This window comes from Bacillus cereus group sp. RP43 (assembly GCF_040459645.1).
Classification (GTDB): Bacteria; Bacillota; Bacilli; order Bacillales; family Bacillaceae_G; genus Bacillus_A; species Bacillus_A mycoides_C.
The window spans coordinates 2,065,422-2,084,970 of the sequence record NZ_JARVHQ010000001.1 but is presented as its reverse complement, the minus strand read 5'-3'; the positions used below and the strand labels follow the sequence as shown (position 1 = coordinate 2,084,970).

Sequence of the window (19,549 nt, the reverse complement as noted above, 5' to 3'; positions counted from 1 at the left end):
AAAGCTAGTTTTATACTAGCTTTTTTACATAATAATTCATTTATTTCCCATGCAATTTATAATCGTCTTCCACTCTATCTCCGTAAGATTTAATGCCGCAAATGCAAAAAAATCCTCACATACTTTTTCAATCAGATGTGGATTTTTCCCCAAGAAATTCCACTGTAACGCTTTAGGAAGACAATACGTTTCATATTCTTTACTTCCCCGTACTACCTCATCAACTTCTCTTTCACAAATCCCTCTTATTAAATAATCATTTCTTAATTGTATTTGAATTTGTTGAAACGTTTCACTACACTTCTTCAATTGGACTAAACAATTAATATACGTACGAAAAAGTTCGTCATCACAATTGCAACACTTTATAATACGATCGATTTCATTCATAATGTACGAGCCTTTTCTTCTATTTGTAATAGCCATTTTTCACGCTTCTCTAGTTTACTCGTTTTCACAGATTGAAAAACTGACCGTTTTATATCGCGAATGCCGCAAAAACGTAAAACCCCTCGTTTCATCATAATCCAATCTGCTGATCGATATAATAGGGCCACATACCATAACGGTGAGTCTAACGTATTAATAACCCATGCCTTCTTACCCTTCAATAACCCTGTTGGTAAAGCTCCTTCATATTTATAAGCAAATCCCGCTACAAAAATACGATCAATAAATCCTTTTAAAATAGCAGGCATGCCCCACCACCATATTGGATATATGAAAAGAAGAATATCCGCCTCCTGCACTAATTCTCTATATCGCTTCGTCTCTTCTTCATTTAGTAAATCCCGTCTTTTTTTCTCTTCATTAAATACAAGCACTGGATCAAATTGTTCTTTATATAAATCAAGTAACGTAACAGAATGATTTGTTTCCCCAAGTCCTTTTTGCACATGCTTTAATATTGCTGCGTTAAAGCTTGAAGGACTAGGGTGAGCGTATATAATTAGTACGTTCACTACAAAGCAACTCCCCTCTACAGTTAAATCTTCCCTTTCTTTAACATCTTCTCTACGATTTGGACATTTTTCGAACTTTGTAACAAACGATTTAGCACTGTTAGTAACTCTTCTTTTTCTAAACCTTTCAGTTGTTCTTTAACTGTACTCTCACCAGCACCTTGAATATCATACACAACTGCAGCCATATGCTTACAATAATTTTCATACGGACACTCGCAGCTACTTTTTGTAAAATCAGTAAGGTCAATAATCACTTCATAGTTCCCTGCATTTCCAGTAACGAAAGCAAATACTTTCTTGTCTTGTATTTCAACATCTTCTACATGTCCCTCTTCATAATATTCATAACCTTTATCCATAATGTACTTTGGAATCCATTTCGTTATATCTTTTAATAAGTAAGCGTACATAACAACACCCCTTCCTTTAATTCCCTTTTGACTTCAAAAACCCTGCATGTTATTCTAATTACTGTCAAGTAGCGAGTCTACATGGCAAAACGACTGACACCTATTCGGCGAAGGTGTCTCTTTTCATTTGCAGCCGATATGAAGTGCCTCTTTCAGGCACATTCAATCTTTGACACTACACACTCAACACCATTCCCTTGTATCAGGCTGCTTTAGCAGTCTTTTACGCTACATACTTCAAAAAAAAGAGAGCTCAGCTCCCTTTTCCCGCTTTATAAAATACCCCTTTTTCAGCATAGCGATATTCATCATCAGCTAAAGTAATTTTCCCATCCAGTTTGAGTTCATCTAATAATCTTGATAAATAAAATTGATGTAACATTTTTTTAGTGAATTTTCCTTCATGATGCGAAACGATATGTTCTTGAATATCTAACAATGATATTGGCTTATCTTGCTCTATCATATATTCATAAACTGTACTACGCAGTTTTACGTATTTTTCGAGTGTCACAGTACTTCGCAACCCCTTTCTTCTTATTATATGTTTTCGTAATCGGTTTTTTTGCAACAAAAAAACCTCTCCGATAAGAAGAAGTTACGTATATCTTCGTCTTATCTCCCAGAACAAATATGTTCTGCTGGAATTAGCACCTGCATCGCGGTTGCTGGGTTTCATCGGGCCAGTCCCTCCACCTCTCTGGATAAGAAAATATTCACTTTAAATTTAACTATACGTAATTTGATTATAATTGTCAAATAAATATAATAAATTATATTTTCTTCTTTATTGTTCATACTACAAAAAGATGTACAAAAGGAGGCTACTACGTTGCAAAAGAATGCTCGTGGATACGTACAAGATTCTTTTCATTCATTACAAGAAGCGAAACATTGTTTAGAAGATGCATTACAAACTGTTGAAGAAGATTTTAATCGTGCACGTATTGAACAATCCCTTTACGCTGTAGAGCAAGCATTACAAAGATGTGATTATACCGTTCACATCTTAGAACAAGAATGAAAACTTCCCATCAAAAGATGGGAAGTTTTTTCAAATGGCATACTTCATCATTATTGCCGTTATGATTAAAAAATATACAGAATTAACAATTTCTAGAATCCCTACTTTTAATATAGAAATCTTTTTGCCATACAACATAATGGCCCGAATTACACTTGGTACAAATATGAGTGAACACCATGGATTTATAGCAAATACAATTACCGTTAATACAATATGATATCCCCAAGATATAAAACGATACTTCGGATTATTTTTTTCACGAATCATCGTTTTCACATAAAACGTACTTCCTAAAAAATATAGAAATGAAATAAGCGCAATGAATAATGCTGTTTTATCTATGAATTTCATTGAGAAATAATAACTGATTAAACCACCTATACAAAACACTATAATCGCGCAAATGTCATTTAGTAATGCTCGTTCATTTTTTTGACGAGCGTAATACATATTTATAATAAACAATGGAATCATTAATACTGCGAATAAAAGAATTCGCCATTCATATAATAAAGAAATCATCCCAAATACAAATGCAATGATAAAATAAACAATGGCAGCGTGTAGAAATTCTTTTTTTCGTCTTTGCCTTATGTACATGAGAAATGGATAAGTAGCTAGATAGATAAAGAACCAGGCTAAAAACAATGGGATATGATAAAAAGTAGGTTTACCAAGTAATACACTTAATAGAAATGGTATGACAAGCATCGCCCATGCTCCATGTTGCTTCGGAATAACTAACTTCATTAACTATACACCTCCCTCTTGAAAATAGTTCTCACCTACTATTATACAAATAATTTCATATAATAACGGATATATATTGAATCTATTTTTTGACAATAAAAAATGCTTCTTACAATATGTAAGAAGCATGAAAGAGGCAAACGAATATGTAAGTCGCGACCCTACCTTATATGAGTATGCTTTTCTATGTCACGTTATGCTCATCTAATATACCGTATTTCTTTTTAAATCTTGTGAGGATCGTAATCCATGACGTGCTAAATAACAGAAGGAAAATAACATTCGATATCGCGTGACTCAGATCAAAGTAAAAACTTGCGACATAGTAAGCAATAACTGTTTCCCACGTTGCTTCCTGTATAAAACCAAGAAGACCCCAGAAATTCATAATCCAGCCAAATAGAAATCCAACGGCAAATCCATATATGAGTCGTCCCCATAGTTTTTTCATCAAAAATGTATTTCGGAGTAATCCTGCTATAAAACCGATCATGCCCCAAGAGAACATTTGCCACGGAGTCCACGGACCTTGTCCTAAAAAAATATTAGATACAATGGCCGCCGTTGCCCCAATCATAAAGCCAGTTTCACTTCCAAAAACAATTGCAGAAACGATAATAACAAAAGAAGTCGGTTGTACACTCGGTAATATCGAAAATGGTACCCTGCTAACCGCTGCAATAGCCGCTAACACAGCAACGATAACAATTTCACGTGAAACAAACGCCCTCCTTTCAAAACGGAAGTAGAAAGGTAACATAATGACAGCTAATAAAAACAAACTACTTACCATGTAATACCCGTCCATAATAAGAGTCGTAAAGAGTAGTGTACATATTACAACGACAAAAATAAATATTATAAACGCAACATATCGTTTGGACACGCTTCGTACACATCCTCCCACGTTAATGCAAATGGCAACTCTCTACGGATGAATCGGTTAATAGATGTTGTATAAAAGAAGTTACCACTAAAGAACTCTTTCGGTGCATCATTCATAATGACTTTCCCGTCAAATAACATCATACATTGATCAACGTATTTCGCTGCAAACTCAATATCGTGCGTTGTCATTACAATTGTTGCACCTTCTTTTTGCAATTGTTTAAACAGCTCTCCTACTCTTTCCTTTTTCCATGGATCTAGTCCCTTTGTCGGCTCATCCAGTAATAATAAAGTCGGCTTTGATAATAACGTTGTACATAATGCAAGTAGTTGTTGCTCCCCGCCGCTACAATCATGCGGATGGCGATCTTTAAGCGAATCTAACCAGAACTTTTCCAACATTTCTTCTGCTATTCCTTTTCCCTCTTCGCCATATAATTCACGAGCACGCTCATAAACCTCTTCCCATACTGTATCAAATGTAAAATGATAATACGGATGCTGTGATACATACCCTATACTTTTAAATCGTTCTTTCGAATCAATTTTATGTATCACTTTTCCATTCCACTTTACCTTACCTCTTCTAGCTTTTTGCAATCCTGCTAAAATCGTTAACAGTGTAGACTTCCCAGTTCCGTTTTTCCCAACTAGAGCTGTCCATTTTCCTTTTTCGATGTTCACTGTTAAATCTCGTAAAATAAGTGGACTATTTTTTTCATATTGAAAAGATATATGTTCTGCACTTAAAATTACTTCTTGCTTTTCACATTGTTCTACTTGCTCATTCCTATATGATATCGCTGAAAAATCATTCATTTTCATTTGCGCTTCTCGTACTGTAAACGGAATATCTTCTACATTCCACTCTAAAAACAATCTTGGAATTTGGGGAATGAATGGATGGAACTTTTCTACTTCCCACATGTTCGCTATCACACTTTTAGAAGTACCATCATAAACGATTCTGCCATTATCCATACAAACAACGCGTGTTGCGAGCGGTATAACTTCATCTAAACGATGTTCACTTAAAACTATCGTAATTCCGAGTTCTTCATTAATACGTTTTAACAATCCTAAAAACTCTTTTGCAGCAATCGGATCTAGCTGCGCTGTCGGTTCATCCAGTAATAGTAGCTTCGGCTGCATGACTAATACTGCTGCTAAATTTACTAGTTGTTTTTGACCACCAGATAAAGTATGAACAGATTGATGTAACAAATCTTGAAATCCTAAAAAGCTAATGAGTTCCGCTATTCTTTTTTGAATAATATGTGATGGTAGCCCGATATTTTCTAAAGAGAATGCTAATTCTTGAATAACTGTATCCATTACGAGCTGATTTTCTGGATTTTGAAATACCATACCAATTTCTTGTGCAGATAATAAATCTGGTACATCTTCTAATAAAGCACCATCATAATATATATGCCCCGAACGCGTGCCAATTGGAAGTAACTCCTTTTTAAAATGTTTCAATAAAGTTGTCTTCCCAGAGCCGGAGCCACCAGCAAGTACTATAAATTCTCCTTTTTGAACAGAAAGAGAAATATGCTGTAACGCGTATTCATTTTCATCAGCATATATAAATGATAAATTTTTTATTTCTGCATGCGCCACCATATCCACTCCCTTCCTTCCATCATAATTGGTAAACTAACAAACATCATAAATAGGAAAAACATAATTCCATCGTGTTGCTGGAATAGTATTGATTCCACTTTCGGATAGATGATCAATTTCCCTCCGCCGTAATAACTAAATATGAATGAGGCTATAAATAGAATACTTAAATAACTTAGCGTGTACCAATCGCGTCTTTCCATTCTATACCGAATATAAGTCGTACGCTTCGTTACACCAAACCCACGAGCTTGCATAGAATCTGCTGTTTGTAGTGCATCTTCTAACGAACAAACTAATAACACTTGCAGTAATTGCATTCCATTTCTTATACGCTCAATGAGTGAACCTGAATCTAATTGTACACCTTTCGTTTTTTGGACGAGTGTAATTTTCTTTAACCGCCTAATAAACAAAGGAACAAACCTCACTGTAATCATCGTTAACAATGCTACTTTCGGTGAAATCCTTGAAAATAAATATAAAAATTTATGACTCGAAATAATATCGTTATAAGAAGCAAACGTAAACATAATCGCAACTAATAATAAACCCATTACAAGTCCATACATACAAGCCTCAAGCTTAATCCGGCTATCTCCTAAATAAAATAAAGTAGTCGCTCCTCTATGCGTTAACAAAGAATTGAATAAAATTACCATCAAAAAGAATATAAAAGTACTAGGCAGCATCTTTCTTATTTTCTCGCCATTCCCTTGTACTATATTTAAGATTACTATTAGTACAATCGCTCCAATTAAAAAAAGAGGATGAAGACACATCATACATAGTATCATCACCCCAATATAATAGAAAAAATTCACAAAAGGATGTAAAGAAGAAAAGCTTATTTTCATAGTCCTTTACCGAAGATCCTTTCCTATTTTAATACAAACACCCACTCGATTGTATCTCCTGGTTTTACTTTTACTACACCAGCACTATAGTTTGGAAAAGCACCGTTCACACGATATTTCCATCCACTAGTAGCAGTAACATCTTTTTCATATAAATTATTAATACCTTTTACATAAATATCACCTTTAGAGCCCATTGCATCAATCTCTAATCCTGTGCCCGTTAGCACACTATAAACAGTGTCGCCTTCTTGTACATCAACCTTTTTCGCACCTAATAAGTATCCTTCATTTCCTTTTACGGAGATAGTAACTTGTTTCGGTTGCGGTTTCGGTACTGGTACTGGATCTGGTTTTGGTGGTTCAGGAGTTGTTACTGCCGGAGTCGGTACCGTTTTCTCCTCTTTATTCGGATCTTCCTTTTGCTCCTGCTTTGGTGTTTCTTTCGGCTGATTAACAACCTTTGCTTCTTCTTTTACTTCTGGTGCTTTCGGTTGCTGAGGTTTCTCTTCTTGTACTTTTTGTTGTTCTGGTTGTTTATTTGCAGCAGGCTGTTCCTTTGGTTGCTCTTCTTTTTTTACTTCCGGTTGTGCCTGCGCTTTTTCTTCTTTTTGTTTCTCTTCTACTTTTTGTTCTTGTTTATCTTTCTGCTCTTCTTGTGGTTTCTGCTCCGGTTCAGCTTGTTTCTCTTCCTGTTTCGGTATATCTTTTTGTTCTTCCTGTTTCGCTACTTCTTTTTGCTCTTCTTGCTTCGGTTCTGCCTTCTTCTCAGGCTTTACAGCCGTTTCTTCACATCCGGCTAATAATCCCAATGAAAGAATTAAAGAAATGAACCATTTCATCTTACTCATGCTGTCCTCACCTTTCATATTAAAGTGAAACTTTAATGAGTGGAGATTTTGTTCATCCCCACTCATTATTGGCTCTCACTTTTATAATAAAATTAGGAGCAAATGATTGCTCCTAATTTTTGTTAAGCTGCTTTACGTCTCCATAATACATATGCAGAAGCAATACATAATACACCCATACCTACTTCTGTTGCTGCACTATGAGAAGATGCTCCTGTTTGTGGTAATTGATTCTTATTCTTGTTTGTTTCTTTATTAACTCGTTCGTTATCTACAACAACTTTTAGATTTTCATCTTTTGGTTGTTTTTGTAACTCTTCTTGTTGTTTTGGCTGTTCTACAACTTCTTTTTCTTCTACAGTTGTCTCTGGCTCTACAATTGGTTTCGTATCGATTTCATTCTCTACTACATTTGACCAATCATAAATCGATTTCCCAAAATCTTTAAACTGAAGTAACGCTAAAAATGCTTGCTCTGTAGCCATTCCGCTACCTTTTTGATCACTCGGTAACCATTTGAACTCACCATTTGGAAGCTGGTATGACATTAAATTTTGTACCGCTTTATTAAGACGATCGTGATCTACATCTTTAACTAGCGATAGTCCAATAATCGCTTGTGCAGTACTATTAGAATTCTCTTGTCCATCAGCGGCAAAACCACCATTACCTAGCTGCTGCTTGTATAAATAATCAACAGCTTTTTGGATAGATGGCTTTACATCTGCTTGATCTTGATAAGGAGCTAATGCTGCTAATACCATACTTGTTACATCAACGCTACTAGCACTTTCTTTACTACTTGAACTATCATACGTCCAGCCACCGTCTGTATGCTGCGAGTTTAAAAGTGCTTGTACTAAATTAGCTCGATTCCATTTCGCTTCGGCCGGAACCTCATATTTCTTTGTATCTAATGCAAGTAATGTAAATGCGTATCCTGTAACAGAATTCACTTTATCTGATTCAAATAAATTTTGTACTAAATTTTGTCCCTCTACCTTTGTAGGATCTACATTCATTGCATTCATCATAATAATCGTTCTAGCTAAATCTGTTGCTGAAAAACGATTTAAACGCTTCTTAACCTTTTCAGCTACTGGCTGAACATAGTTTATTTTCGTTTCAAGTGGAACATTTACACCTGAACGAGCAAGTCCAATCGCAACCCAATCACTACCAATTCCATCTTGTAACATCTTTTCTGACGTTTTAGAAATCGCTTCGTTTAATTGTGTAGCTGAAATTTCGACTTTCTCTTGCTTTGGTTGTTCTGTTGTTTTATCTTCTAGTTTTGGTTCTTCTGTTTTACCATCTGGTTCTTCTGGTTTTGGTTCCTCTGTTTTACCATCTGGTTTTTCTGTTTTCGGTTCCTCTGTCTTTGGCTCTTCTACAGTTTTACAAGTGCCAAATTTATCCAACGTTTGTTGCAACGTTTCTTGACTCATATTGCTCCAGTCTGCGACGTAACGAAATGCAACAACATCCCCAGACTCTAATTTATAACTATCCGCCCCAACTTCTGCAGATTTGTCATTTACATCATACAACCAACCGCTCGTTGCTCCGGCCATTAATCCATCGATGCCCTTTATATACGTTCCAAATGACATACTTTCAGATGCTACTTTGTCACCCATAACTTTTTGTAGCAAACTAAAAGCTGTTTCTCCATCTTCAATGGAAACTTCTTTCGGACATAACATAATTCCTTTTTGTGATTCACCAATAATTGCAAGTTTCGCTGTCTTTCCTTCAGCAAACGTAATATGTACTGTATTCGCAAAAGAAACAAATACAAGTGCCACTGCCATTAATGATGTAAGCAGCCATTTCTTTAACATTGCCATTCCAAAATTCCCTCCCTTTACTAACATTTACACAAAAAAAGACCCTTTAAGGGCGTGTGATTGACACTCTCTTTTTGTAAGTGTCGAACAAAATGCACAACACCTCCTACCCGCATTATTCGCGGCTATATTTGTATAGGAAAAATAATTTCGATTATGAACGCACCATTGTGATAACATTCACTTTTCTAGGCAAAATTTACTCCCTTTTCAAGTTATCCCGCTATTCGCCGAGCAGTAAGACCCCCACCTCAAATTCAGCGAAAGCAAAGAAGTTAGGTCGGGGTCGGGCTGCCCGTAAATGCCCGATTGGTGAAGGCTAATAATGAGTGGGGATGAACAAAATCCCCACTGATTAAAGTTTCACTTTATCGTAAAACGATAAACCTATACATTCTGCAAATTTTGATTTTCTGTATTATTTTACTATTGACAAAGAATTTTGTCCATGCTTTATCAGATTTATTTTCTAAGAATAATAGTTTAATAAGCTTCCATTAATAGAAGTCATCCCTCACTATATAAGCTTTTATCACTAACAATAATCCCATCTTCATCTACATAAACATATTCATTCGGCTTCCATTTAACTTCACCAAATTGCACCGGAATATTTCTTTCTCCTTTTCCTTCTTTTACACTTCTATTTGGCATTGTCCCTAACGCTACAATACCAATATTAATATTTTTTAATTCACTAGCATCACGAACATACCCATTTACAATAATCCCTGCTAAGTTTCTTTCTTCTGCAATAGCTGCCAAATTATCACCGAGTAACGCACAATTTTTAGAAGCTCCGCCATCAACAACTAATACTGTACCTTCCGGCAGTGTTTGTAATCCCTCTTTTACTAGTACATTATCATCCTTCACTTTTACCGTTGCGATTTTCCCATAGAATTGTTCTTTCTTTCCATAAGATTGAAAAGACTGGCGACATATTTGTAATTCCTTTTCAAATTCATCACATAGATCCGTAGTTTTCCACATCTCTTTCCCTCTTTTCTTTTTATATTACATATTCTTGGATTTTTTTCGTTTCCCTGTCTAATGTTGCAATAATTTGTATGTGCGGTGAAAGTCATATACAAATGAAGGAAAATAAAGCTTACCACTTGAAACTATTGCTTTAAGTAAAAAGCTTTATTATAATCTATTCCACTCCTATGAAAACCATTTATTCTAGCATAGATATAAGAAGGGATTGATCATAATGATCAATCCCTTCTGTCAAAGTATAATGTCACTAAAAATTCTTTAAAAATCTTAGTCCCAAATTTTATTTACCCATTCAGGATGATCAATAAAAGGATTGCGATTATGTTGATATTTTGTAAAAATCACTTCATTACGCTTTCGCTCTAAATCATCGACAGGGTCTTGTTCATTCCATTTTAATAAAACAGATAGTTTCCCCATGTATGGATCTTTGTTGTTATTCACCTTTTCATTTAGTTCTAAATCTATTTCACCGTTGTCTCCTTCGTAACGAACAGCCATGTAAAACAGCATTCTAGCGATATCCCCTTTTACACTATCACGAGGTTCCCAAGAATCACTATCATATTTACATTCTGTCGCTTCCGAATGATTCATACCACCATTATCAAAATCCAGATTTCCACGTGAACTATTTACAGATACATCCGTCGCTCTTAAATGATGTAGATCTGTTCCAGGTCCTGCAGCCGTTCCAAAATCACCGTGAGATTTTGCCCAAACATGCTCTCGGTTCCAGTTATCAACTCCTGAACCATTCGTAAATTTCCCTTGCGAACGCCCAGTATATAAGAGCAACACATTATTTTTATTATTTGGATCTTCATCAGTATCTCTTAGCGCTTCCCAAACCGCACTGTATGATATCTTTGTATGATTATCAATAACATTATGAAGTTCCTTCTTTAATTCTAAACCCGTTTTTCCTATAGCGTTATTATAATATGTATCGTCATAGTTTTTTACAGTAATCTCTTGTGCTGAAAACGTATCTACTTGTGGAGATGCAGAAACTACTTCACCATGTATGATATCTGTGAATGATAGAGATGCAGAACCTAAAATAAAAAATGAAGATAGTGTAACCATAGCAAGTTTTGTGTTTCGGAACTTCATATACCCATTTCCCCTTTAAAATATAATTTGAATTCATTAATCAAAAAAGCCTATGTACATAGTTTCTTTTTCATACTGTTCTCCTAAATTTCAGTTTCTTCAATTACATAAACAATTTTTATTTTCACAAAGAATATTCTTCTCTAGTAAAGACTATTAAAATATTCTCTTACAGTAAAAAGTAGTTTAATGATAACTTATAAACTTCAATTTTTTTATGCAATTATACATATTTATTGAATAGTTCATAAAAAAAATTACATAAAAAAGCTTGTTTCTTATCTTTTTCAAATAAGAAACAAGCTTTTCTTTTCCAACTACTAATCCTAATATAGATCTATCTGTCTCGAAAAATTTTGTAGTTACTTAATGTTTATGTTGAGAATAGAACTACCTTTATTTACTTATTTATTTGGCATCGAATCTATATACTTTTTAACTACTTCATATACATATTCTTGATTGGCCGCTGCTGTATTTGGGTTGTATTTTCCGCCGTTTGTTTTATTGTTAGATAATACTCGAATCCCTAAGAATGGTACGTCATAAGCTTTTGCGATTTGTGCTGCTGCAGCACCTTCCATTTCTTCTACAGACGTACCGTATTTTGTATGGAACCACTTAATTCTATCAACTTCATTATTCCAAACGTCTGCTGAACCAATCGTACCTTCCACCACTTTACCTTTTGTGTATTTATCTTTTACCGCATTCGCCGCTGCAAGTAAATCCTTATCTCCCTCGTAGTATCGGACTTTCTCAGCATTTGGATCTTCTCCCGCACTCCCTTCAGAGGCCATTAAGTCCATAGATATCCATTTTGTCGGCTCAATTCCTTGGTTCTCATCCATATTTGTTGTTTTTAATGAACCTATGTTTGCCACTTTTTTTCCTAAAACAATATCAAATACGTTTAAGTTTGGATCGTGTCCACCTGAAGTTCCTTGGTTAATAATCGCTATAGGCTTATATTTTTCAATAGCCACTGCTGTAGCGGCTGCTGTATTTTCCATTCCTTTACCTGTTTTCGCTACGATTACAGGATAATTATCGACAGTTCCTTTATAAAATACGAAAGTTCCAGACTTTTCTTCTTTCACATTTTTTAACCTTTTTGCAAATTTTTCAGCTTCTATCGGCATTGGACCTTGAATTAAGATAGGTTTTTGATCGCTTTTTGCCTCAACAGCTTGTTTTGGACTCGCATTACACCCCGCAAGTATTGAGAATGACAATGTAATAGTAGTTGCTAGAGCCGCACATTTTTTCAACATATTGTTCTTCATAAATAATCTCTCCTCTTTCTCTTGTTGTTTTATATACTCGAGGTTTTGGTCCAAAGAAAAAAGTTCTAGAAATTGTAGAAGAATCTCTACTTTCTAGAACTACGGTAGTCAAAGTGAATTCAGCAAAAGGTAAGGAGAATGCTAAATTATAGATCGGTAGCGCTCATTACACAGAACGACCGAATACTTTAACCCGTAGTCCAGTTCTTTCATTGGGAACTAGGTAGAAACGCTCGGACCATATTACCGAGTATATACGAGTGATGATATTTAAAATTATTATATTGGTAATATAACAAACTATTAGTGAATACGCAATAAAAATATGAACATTACCCTTTAACACTCAAAGAATGTTCGCTTTTAAAAGGGTATTCAATAAAAAAAACCATTTTATAATGAATTTTATTAAAAAAAAATATATATATACTAAACTATATTAGCCCACAACAACCGTTAGGAAACATCCGTCCAAAATAAAAAGAAGCTCCAATGAGCTTATATTTAGGTCATAGATTTTATAGGGGTATCGCCAAATACCCATCAACTTAAGAAATATGCTCTTCCCAAAAACGAAAAAAACGAGCTGAATTCTCATAAATAACTGTAGCGATATAAAATTTTCGTTTTGAGGATATATTAAAAACCTAGGTTGATTGGCATGGAGGGTACACCTATTATGAATAATAGGTATGAAACATTTCAAAAAATAATAAAAAGAGCTGATTCAAAGTTTAGTTTAAATCAGCTCTTTTTTAGTACTTTTATGTCGATATATCTTGTTTTTCTCGCGGTGCAAATTGTTTTTCACTACGATTTTCCATAAATATGAAACATAAAGATAGGTGCTGAACAAATGCAAATTATCAGAGTAGATCTAACAAAAATATTTTATGAAGTAAGCGAAGATAAATTTTTATCAGGAGTAAGGCCTGTCTGGTAAATGTATAGTTTATAAAAGAGACTAGCCGTACATGGGACGAGTCCTTAAAATACAATCCTGCTAGAAATTTTTGCGCTATATTCTCTTTTATTTATGGTAGTTGATTAACAACACTTTCTAAAAATTTGTCTACCTTTTCTTTTGATGTATCCGGTGTATGATAACCAATCGTAAATGTAAGCCTTCCATTATAAATGCTTGCACCCATTGAAAAGAATGGCGCATACATAATGGGTGATGTCATATACCCGTCCTCAGCTTGAACTTCGCCAAACTGAATAGGTTCATCAGCGATCACCCCGAAATTTGTCAGTAATGGCAATGCCATCCCCATCTGTAAAGCCTGTTCGTATTGCTGACTATACATTTCCTTCACCACAGATAGCTTCATACCTGCCAGTAACTCCATTCCTGCTGCTGAAGAAAGACCTGGATTTTGAGACTTTATTTTATCCATTGATTGTTTAATTCGAAGGAGAGTCTGATTAAATGATTCATCATCCTCCATTTTAATCACTGGCATTTCTATGCCAGATAAGTTACAAATAGCACCAGTTGTATAATTAGGCAGATATCGACGTAAATCAATTGTTAAACCGATCATTCTTTCTGCGGTGCGAGGTTCTGCATACACAGTGAAATGTGATAAAGCTCGGAAGTATGCAGTCATGATTACATCATTCAAGGTAGCCTGTTGTGCTTTTGTCCATTGGGTTAGACGTAGAGATTGCTCATGGCTCAACCGCCGTACGGACATTTGGGGGGATTTATTTTTGTTGGGTTGAGATGGAAAAGACCATAACGATGCCTGTTGTTCTTGGTTAGGACGATACGCACTTTTTATGTCCGATATTCCAGCATATTTGAATACATGTGATTGATCTCGAAAACTCTCATTTCCCTCACCAAACTCCTTTATAATTTGATTCTTAGATTGTCCCAAGGAAAGTTGAGTGTAAATTGCTCCAAGCAAATTAATATATTCCTTGACCCCTGCACCATCTGAACATAGATGAGATAATTTCACAACTAACATGTCTGTTGTAGTGCCTCGTAATAATTTTGTTTGAACCATAGGCCCCTGAATACGATCACCAGGTTCCTTAATAAAATCTATTGCCATTATTTCAAATTCTTGATCATTTCCTTCTGTAAAAAGGCAAATAGGTGAGTTAGTGGCAGATGAATGTTCCTCCCAGTAAGGAATATCATTTTCTACAAACCGGCTGTTCAAAACGGGCTGCAATTGTAACGTTATCCTTACTGATTGTTCAAGTATTTCCTTTGATATACCTACAGGAAAATAAAGAACTGCATTAATTTGTTGATCTGCAGAATAAAGACCTAATATATAATTCATTCGATCTTGAGGTGTTACTGAAAACTTTCTTTGTTCCATAATTTCGTCCCCCTTTTAAGACTTTTTTTCGTATAACCTTATTCTCCATATGGTTGTAACTTTTCTAGTCACTTTTCTTCAAGAACAAATAGTTTTTATTTTTTGTTTTTTTACGAAAGCATCTTTTCCGTACTGTCCCCATTCTTTTCGCGGCTCTTTGTAGGTGATATACCCATTATTTTATTATTATTAACCCTTCCTATCTCTTCGATAGAATCAAACAAATATTAATTTTGTTTATATATATGCTAACATTTTATAATAGTGTTTGTTAATTATCAATAAAAATAAATCTTTTTTATGTCTGTTAATAAAAAACAATAATATAATACGTTCTGGTGTTACTTCATAATAAAAGGTTGATGGGCATGGAGGACCACCAACCTTTTATCATATTTCTTTAGATGTTGTATTCATTCTGATTAAACTAAATATTCAATCCTTATTTATTTCATTCATTATGTAAATAAATAAGGATAATCAGCCCTCATAATGGACTAACTATCCTATAAATTATTATCTGAATTTAATAAAACTAGAACTTCGTTATCTCACCAAACTGCGCTCTCGTCACTTTCGCCAAGTCATCCACTTTCAACTCAACTTGTATACCGATTTTTCCGCCACTTACTATCATCGTATCAAGCAATTGGGCGCTTTCATCAATACATGTAGAAAGTAACTTCTTCATTCCTACTGGTGAACAACCGCCGCGAATATATCCTGACACTTTCGTAATATCTTTTACTGGAATCATTTCAATTTTCTTTTCACTTACTGCTTTTGCGGCAGCTTTTAAATTTAGTTCCTCATCTACTGGAATGATAAAAACGTGATAATTTTTACTATTCCCTTGAGCGATTAACGTTTTATATACTTCCCTCACTTCTCGGCCAATTTTCTCGGCCACTGATACGCCATCAATTTTCCCATCGTCCGGATCATATGACATCATCGAATATTCAATTTTTTCTTTATCTAATATTCGCATCGCATTAGTTTTATCTTTTTTCATAGCGGTCTCCTTAAAAGGTTATTTCATATTATTAAGTTTTATTATATTATACACCCTTTTCCATTCCTCCTACCTAACTTCACGTATATTTCAAAACTAAAAATATTGATAATTCAAAAATCATCTGATATAATTTGGAAAAACTTATGTTAAGGAGAGATTTGTAATGCCAAATTTTAATACTTCTTTCCAACTTCATCATCATACGTAACGCCGTGTATCCGAAGAAAAATTTTTCTTCGTGGGTACAGGGCTTTTCCTGTTGACCCATGAAGCGTTCATAAAGCTATGTGGGTATTTTTATACCTGCATAGCTTTTTTTAATTTAAAAGAGGAGTGATTATGATGGAAATGAAAAATGTAAAAGGGACAAAAGACTATTTACCAGAGGAACAAGTACTACGAAATAAAATTAAAAGAGCTTGTGAGGATACGTTTGAACGTTATGGCTGTAAACCGTTAGAGACACCAACGTTAAATATGTATGAGCTTATGTCTTACAAGTACGGTGGTGGCGATGAAATTTTAAAAGAAATATATACACTTAAGGATCAAGGAAAACGCGATCTTGCCTTACGTTACGATTTAACAATCCCATTCGCAAAAGTCGTGGCGATGAATCCGAATATTCGCCTCCCTTTTAAACGTTATGAAATCGGGAAAGTATTTCGAGATGGTCCGATTAAACAAGGAAGATTTCGTGAGTTTATACAATGCGACGTTGATATAGTCGGTGTAGAATCAGTCATGGCCGAAGCTGAACTCATGAGCATGGCATTTGAACTGTTCCGAACGTTAAACTTAGAAGTAACGATTCAATATAATAATCGAAAATTATTAAATGGTATTCTCCAGTCTATTAACATCCCTACCGAATTAACGAGTGACGTAATTTTATCATTAGACAAAATCGAAAAGATTGGGATTGATGGTGTACGAAAAGATGTATTGGAGCGTGGAATTTCTGTAGAAATGACCGATACAATATGTAATACCGTTTTATCTTGCCTAAAGCTTACTATTGCCGACTTTAAAGAAACTTTCAATAATACACTTGTTACCGATGGAGTAAACGAATTGCAACAATTACAGCGATACTTACTCGCTCTCGGAATAAATGAAAATACGATATTCAATCCGTTTTTAGCAAGAGGACTCACAATGTATACAGGCACTGTGTATGAAATCTTTCTAAAAGATGGCACGATCACATCTAGCATCGGTAGCGGCGGTCGTTACGATAATATTATCGGAGCCTTCCGTGGTGATAATATGAATTATCCAACAGTCGGTATTTCATTCGGTTTAGATGTTATTTATACCGCTCTATCACAGAAAGAAACCACATCATCTACAGCGGATCTTTTTATCATTCCACTCGGGACAGAATTACAATGTTTACAGATCGCCCAGCAATTGCGCTCTACTACTTCCTTAAAAGTCGAAATTGAACTAGCTGGACGTAAATTGAAACGTGCCCTAAACTATGCAAATAAAGAAAATATCCCGTATGTGCTTATAATTGGCGAAGAGGAAATTGTTACAGAAACAGTAGTACTGCGAAATATGAAAGAAGGTAGTGAAGTGAAGATTCCCCTCTCTTCCTTAGAAAATAACACATTTAATAACTATATATAATAAGCGCCACCCTCATTTGGGTGGTTTTTCTAGTGCATAAATAAAGAGTCATTCAGTTTACATAATAGAATTATCGATTGCTATAAATGTGATTTTCAACCATATACAAAAAAAGAGGGCAGATATGCATCTCCCTCTTTTTTCTAACTCTTTTTATTATTATTCTTGTTCTTGCTCGTCCATAATCTTCTCGAACGCCGCAGATACTTTTTCAAATTCCTCGTCATTCTCTATGTATGAGAATTCATTATCTTCTTCTACTTTTAAAAAGAAGATATCAATGTCTTCCTCAGTTTCTGTTTGAATGTCTGCTACAAAGGCAACCGCAATGTATTCTGCTCCTTCGACATCCATCGCTCCAAGCACTTCAACTTCCTGTTCTTCATTATTCTCATCGGTAAGACTAAAAATTTCGCCTACTTCAATTGCTTCCATATTCATTCTCCTCCTATCATACTCTAAAAAATAAAACGTTCAAATTACACACTTACTAACATATCTTTCCATAAAAAAGTTGAATTCATACAGAAAGAACAACAAATTCTTGCTGATTCAGCAAAAGTATTCAACTATAAGGATATCATTTATGAATAGGAATGAACATATTTTAAATTAGATAATTGGATTAACTAATTTAAAATCCTCCTTTTGCTTTTCGAAAGACCTCCATGTTCCATAATGATTCTTTCATATAGGAAGCAGATATGCCACCTTTCAATCTGTAAGTAAATACTAAAATGGCACCTCCTATCCTGGTTCATTTCCATACGTTTTTAGGACGAGATATAAATTTTTCTATATAAACTAAAGTGACTTATGCAGCAATTCCAGTACATCTTTCATCGCAAAAGTCCCATCTTTTTTCACATGCTCCGCGAATTCGGAAACGAGACGTAATGTTTTCACACTTTCGATTGGATGATCCCCTGACGCACTTTCAGCAGAAAGCATAACAGCATTCGTTCCGTCCAATACAGCCTGAAATACATCAGTCACCTCTGCTCTTGTAGGAATAGAGTGATCTACCATAGATTGAAGCATTTGTGTCGCTGTAATTACATATGTATTCGTTCGATTGCACTCACGAATCATCATTTTTTGTAACAGTGGAATAAATTGATACGGCAATTCCACACCTAAATCTCCCCTTGCGATCATAATTCCATCCGCTTCTTTGCATATGTCTTGAAAATTCTCGATAGCTTCCATCGTTTCTATTTTTGCAATTAAATTAGGTGAATTTTCTTTATGCTCTTGTATAAAATCTCGTATTTCCTTTATATGACTAGGTTTTCGCACAAAGGAACAAGCAATAAAATCAACATTCTCTTCTAAAAGAAACTGAATATCTTTTTTATCTTTCTCTGTAATAGCTGGTAAACTAACAATTGCACCTGGTAAGTTTACCCCTTTATGAGAGGCAATATTTCCACCTGTTTTTATTCTCGTTTCTATTTTTTCCGTACTTATCTTTTCAACGATTAACTCAACTTCTCCATCATTAATAAGAATTCTACTTCCAACTTTCACGTCATTCGCGATCCCTACATAATCAACACTTGCTTCTTCTTTATCCCCTTGTACTGGATGGGTATGTAAAATAAATAACTCCCCTGCTTCAAGTGTAATTTGTTCCTCTTTCATTTCACCCAATCTTATTTTAGGACCTTGTACATCCCCTAGAATTTTAATAGAATCGTCTAACGATTTCACTAAACGAATGATGTCTTTATGACTTTCATGCGTGCCATGTGATAAATTCAACCTAACAATTTTCATACCATTGTTTATTAACTGCGCTAATGTTTCTTCATTATTACTTGCCGGCCCAATTGTACAAACTCGATCAATTGTCATTTTCCCACCGTCCTTTTTTAAATGTTTCCCCTAAAATAAAAAGAAGATTCTTTTTATAAGAAATACCGT

The 19,549-nt window shown here is 34.8% G+C and carries 19 protein-coding genes and 2 riboswitches; of the genes, 2 read left to right on the top strand and 17 right to left on the bottom strand.

Annotated features, from left to right (window positions below):
- Window positions 1-36: 36 nt before the first annotated feature.
- From QCI75_RS10950 to QCI75_RS10935, 4 genes are all read right to left on the bottom strand, one after another.
- Window positions 37-390 (bottom strand): group-specific protein, encoded by a 354-nt coding sequence (locus QCI75_RS10950; RefSeq protein ID WP_144507228.1) that lies wholly within the window; start codon window positions 388-390, stop codon window positions 37-39.
- On the bottom strand, window positions 387-962 hold the full coding sequence (locus tag QCI75_RS10945) for an NAD(P)H-dependent oxidoreductase (protein WP_144507219.1): 576 nt from the start codon (window positions 960-962) through the stop codon (window positions 387-389). The genes QCI75_RS10950 and QCI75_RS10945 overlap by 4 nt, the downstream gene beginning before the upstream one ends.
- A 23-nt stretch (window positions 963-985) precedes the next feature.
- Entirely contained in the window at window positions 986-1,375 is a 390-nt protein-coding gene (locus QCI75_RS10940; RefSeq protein ID WP_144507220.1) for an SWIM zinc finger family protein, read from the bottom strand.
- A gap of 253 nt (window positions 1,376-1,628) precedes the next feature.
- Window positions 1,629-1,949, bottom strand: coding sequence for a hypothetical protein (locus QCI75_RS10935; protein WP_002110869.1), 321 nt, complete (start codon window positions 1,947-1,949; stop codon window positions 1,629-1,631).
- Between the two features lie 38 nt (window positions 1,950-1,987).
- Window positions 1,988-2,086: riboswitch (SAM riboswitch) on the bottom strand.
- Between the two features lie 121 nt (window positions 2,087-2,207).
- Between QCI75_RS10935 and QCI75_RS10930 the strand changes: the two genes are divergently transcribed.
- Complete coding sequence (locus QCI75_RS10930) at window positions 2,208-2,399, top strand: hypothetical protein (protein WP_002137285.1); 192 nt, start codon at window positions 2,208-2,210, stop codon at window positions 2,397-2,399.
- A gap of 30 nt (window positions 2,400-2,429) precedes the next feature.
- Here the strand turns inward: QCI75_RS10930 and QCI75_RS10925 are convergent, their stop codons facing one another.
- The 11 genes from QCI75_RS10925 to ybaK all read right to left on the bottom strand — a co-directional run bounded on the left by QCI75_RS10925 (window position 2,430) and on the right by ybaK (window position 15,985).
- Window positions 2,430-3,152, bottom strand: a complete 723-nt coding sequence (locus QCI75_RS10925) for a YwiC-like family protein (RefSeq protein WP_353760443.1) — start codon at window positions 3,150-3,152, stop codon at window positions 2,430-2,432.
- 184 nt (window positions 3,153-3,336) lie between these two features.
- Window positions 3,337-4,038 (bottom strand): ECF transporter S component, encoded by a 702-nt coding sequence (locus tag QCI75_RS10920; RefSeq protein WP_353760442.1) that lies wholly within the window; start codon window positions 4,036-4,038, stop codon window positions 3,337-3,339.
- A complete protein-coding gene (locus QCI75_RS10915) occupies window positions 4,011-5,666 on the bottom strand; it encodes an ABC transporter ATP-binding protein (RefSeq protein WP_483299473.1) in 1,656 nt (551 codons plus the stop codon). Before QCI75_RS10915 ends, QCI75_RS10920 begins: the two co-directional genes overlap by 28 nt.
- A complete protein-coding gene (locus QCI75_RS10910; RefSeq protein WP_353760440.1) occupies window positions 5,645-6,523 on the bottom strand; it encodes an energy-coupling factor transporter transmembrane component T in 879 nt (292 codons plus the stop codon). Before QCI75_RS10910 ends, QCI75_RS10915 begins: the two co-directional genes overlap by 22 nt.
- A gap of 23 nt (window positions 6,524-6,546) precedes the next feature.
- Window positions 6,547-7,374 (bottom strand): DUF4430 domain-containing protein, encoded by an 828-nt coding sequence (locus QCI75_RS10905; RefSeq protein WP_353760439.1) that lies wholly within the window; start codon window positions 7,372-7,374, stop codon window positions 6,547-6,549.
- Window positions 7,375-7,496: 122 nt separating this feature from the next.
- Window positions 7,497-9,251, bottom strand: a complete 1,755-nt coding sequence (locus QCI75_RS10900) for a DUF4430 domain-containing protein (RefSeq protein ID WP_353760438.1) — start codon at window positions 9,249-9,251, stop codon at window positions 7,497-7,499.
- 480 nt (window positions 9,252-9,731) lie between these two features.
- On the bottom strand, window positions 9,732-10,217 hold the full coding sequence (gene rraA, locus QCI75_RS10895) for a ribonuclease E activity regulator RraA (protein ID WP_353760437.1): 486 nt from the start codon (window positions 10,215-10,217) through the stop codon (window positions 9,732-9,734).
- 276 nt (window positions 10,218-10,493) lie between these two features.
- Window positions 10,494-11,342 (bottom strand): endonuclease I family protein, encoded by an 849-nt coding sequence (locus QCI75_RS10890; protein WP_144509075.1) that lies wholly within the window; start codon window positions 11,340-11,342, stop codon window positions 10,494-10,496.
- A gap of 404 nt (window positions 11,343-11,746) precedes the next feature.
- Window positions 11,747-12,628 (bottom strand): 5'-methylthioadenosine/S-adenosylhomocysteine nucleosidase, encoded by an 882-nt coding sequence (locus QCI75_RS10885; RefSeq protein WP_144509076.1) that lies wholly within the window; start codon window positions 12,626-12,628, stop codon window positions 11,747-11,749.
- Window positions 12,629-12,804: 176 nt separating this feature from the next.
- Window positions 12,805-12,908, bottom strand: a riboswitch (purine riboswitch).
- 754 nt (window positions 12,909-13,662) lie between these two features.
- Complete coding sequence (locus QCI75_RS10880) at window positions 13,663-14,970, bottom strand: condensation domain-containing protein (RefSeq protein WP_353760436.1); 1,308 nt, start codon at window positions 14,968-14,970, stop codon at window positions 13,663-13,665.
- Window positions 14,971-15,505: 535 nt separating this feature from the next.
- Complete coding sequence (gene ybaK, locus QCI75_RS10875; protein WP_144508615.1) at window positions 15,506-15,985, bottom strand: Cys-tRNA(Pro) deacylase; 480 nt, start codon at window positions 15,983-15,985, stop codon at window positions 15,506-15,508.
- Window positions 15,986-16,327: 342 nt separating this feature from the next.
- Between ybaK and QCI75_RS10870 the strand changes: the two genes are divergently transcribed.
- Window positions 16,328-17,623 carry a histidine--tRNA ligase gene (locus tag QCI75_RS10870; RefSeq protein WP_353760435.1) on the top strand — a complete coding sequence of 432 codons (1,296 nt, stop codon included), beginning with the start codon at window positions 16,328-16,330 and terminating at the stop codon, window positions 17,621-17,623.
- A 159-nt stretch (window positions 17,624-17,782) separates the two neighbouring features.
- On the opposite strand, the gene QCI75_RS10865 is transcribed toward QCI75_RS10870, so the two are convergent.
- Together QCI75_RS10865 and QCI75_RS10860 are read right to left on the bottom strand one after the other, a co-directional pair.
- A complete protein-coding gene (locus QCI75_RS10865) occupies window positions 17,783-18,064 on the bottom strand; it encodes a DUF1292 domain-containing protein (RefSeq protein WP_186320988.1) in 282 nt (93 codons plus the stop codon).
- 363 nt (window positions 18,065-18,427) lie between these two features.
- Window positions 18,428-19,480 carry a pyruvate kinase gene (locus QCI75_RS10860; RefSeq protein WP_144508618.1) on the bottom strand — a complete coding sequence of 351 codons (1,053 nt, stop codon included), beginning with the start codon at window positions 19,478-19,480 and terminating at the stop codon, window positions 18,428-18,430.
- Window positions 19,481-19,549 lie beyond the last annotated feature (69 nt).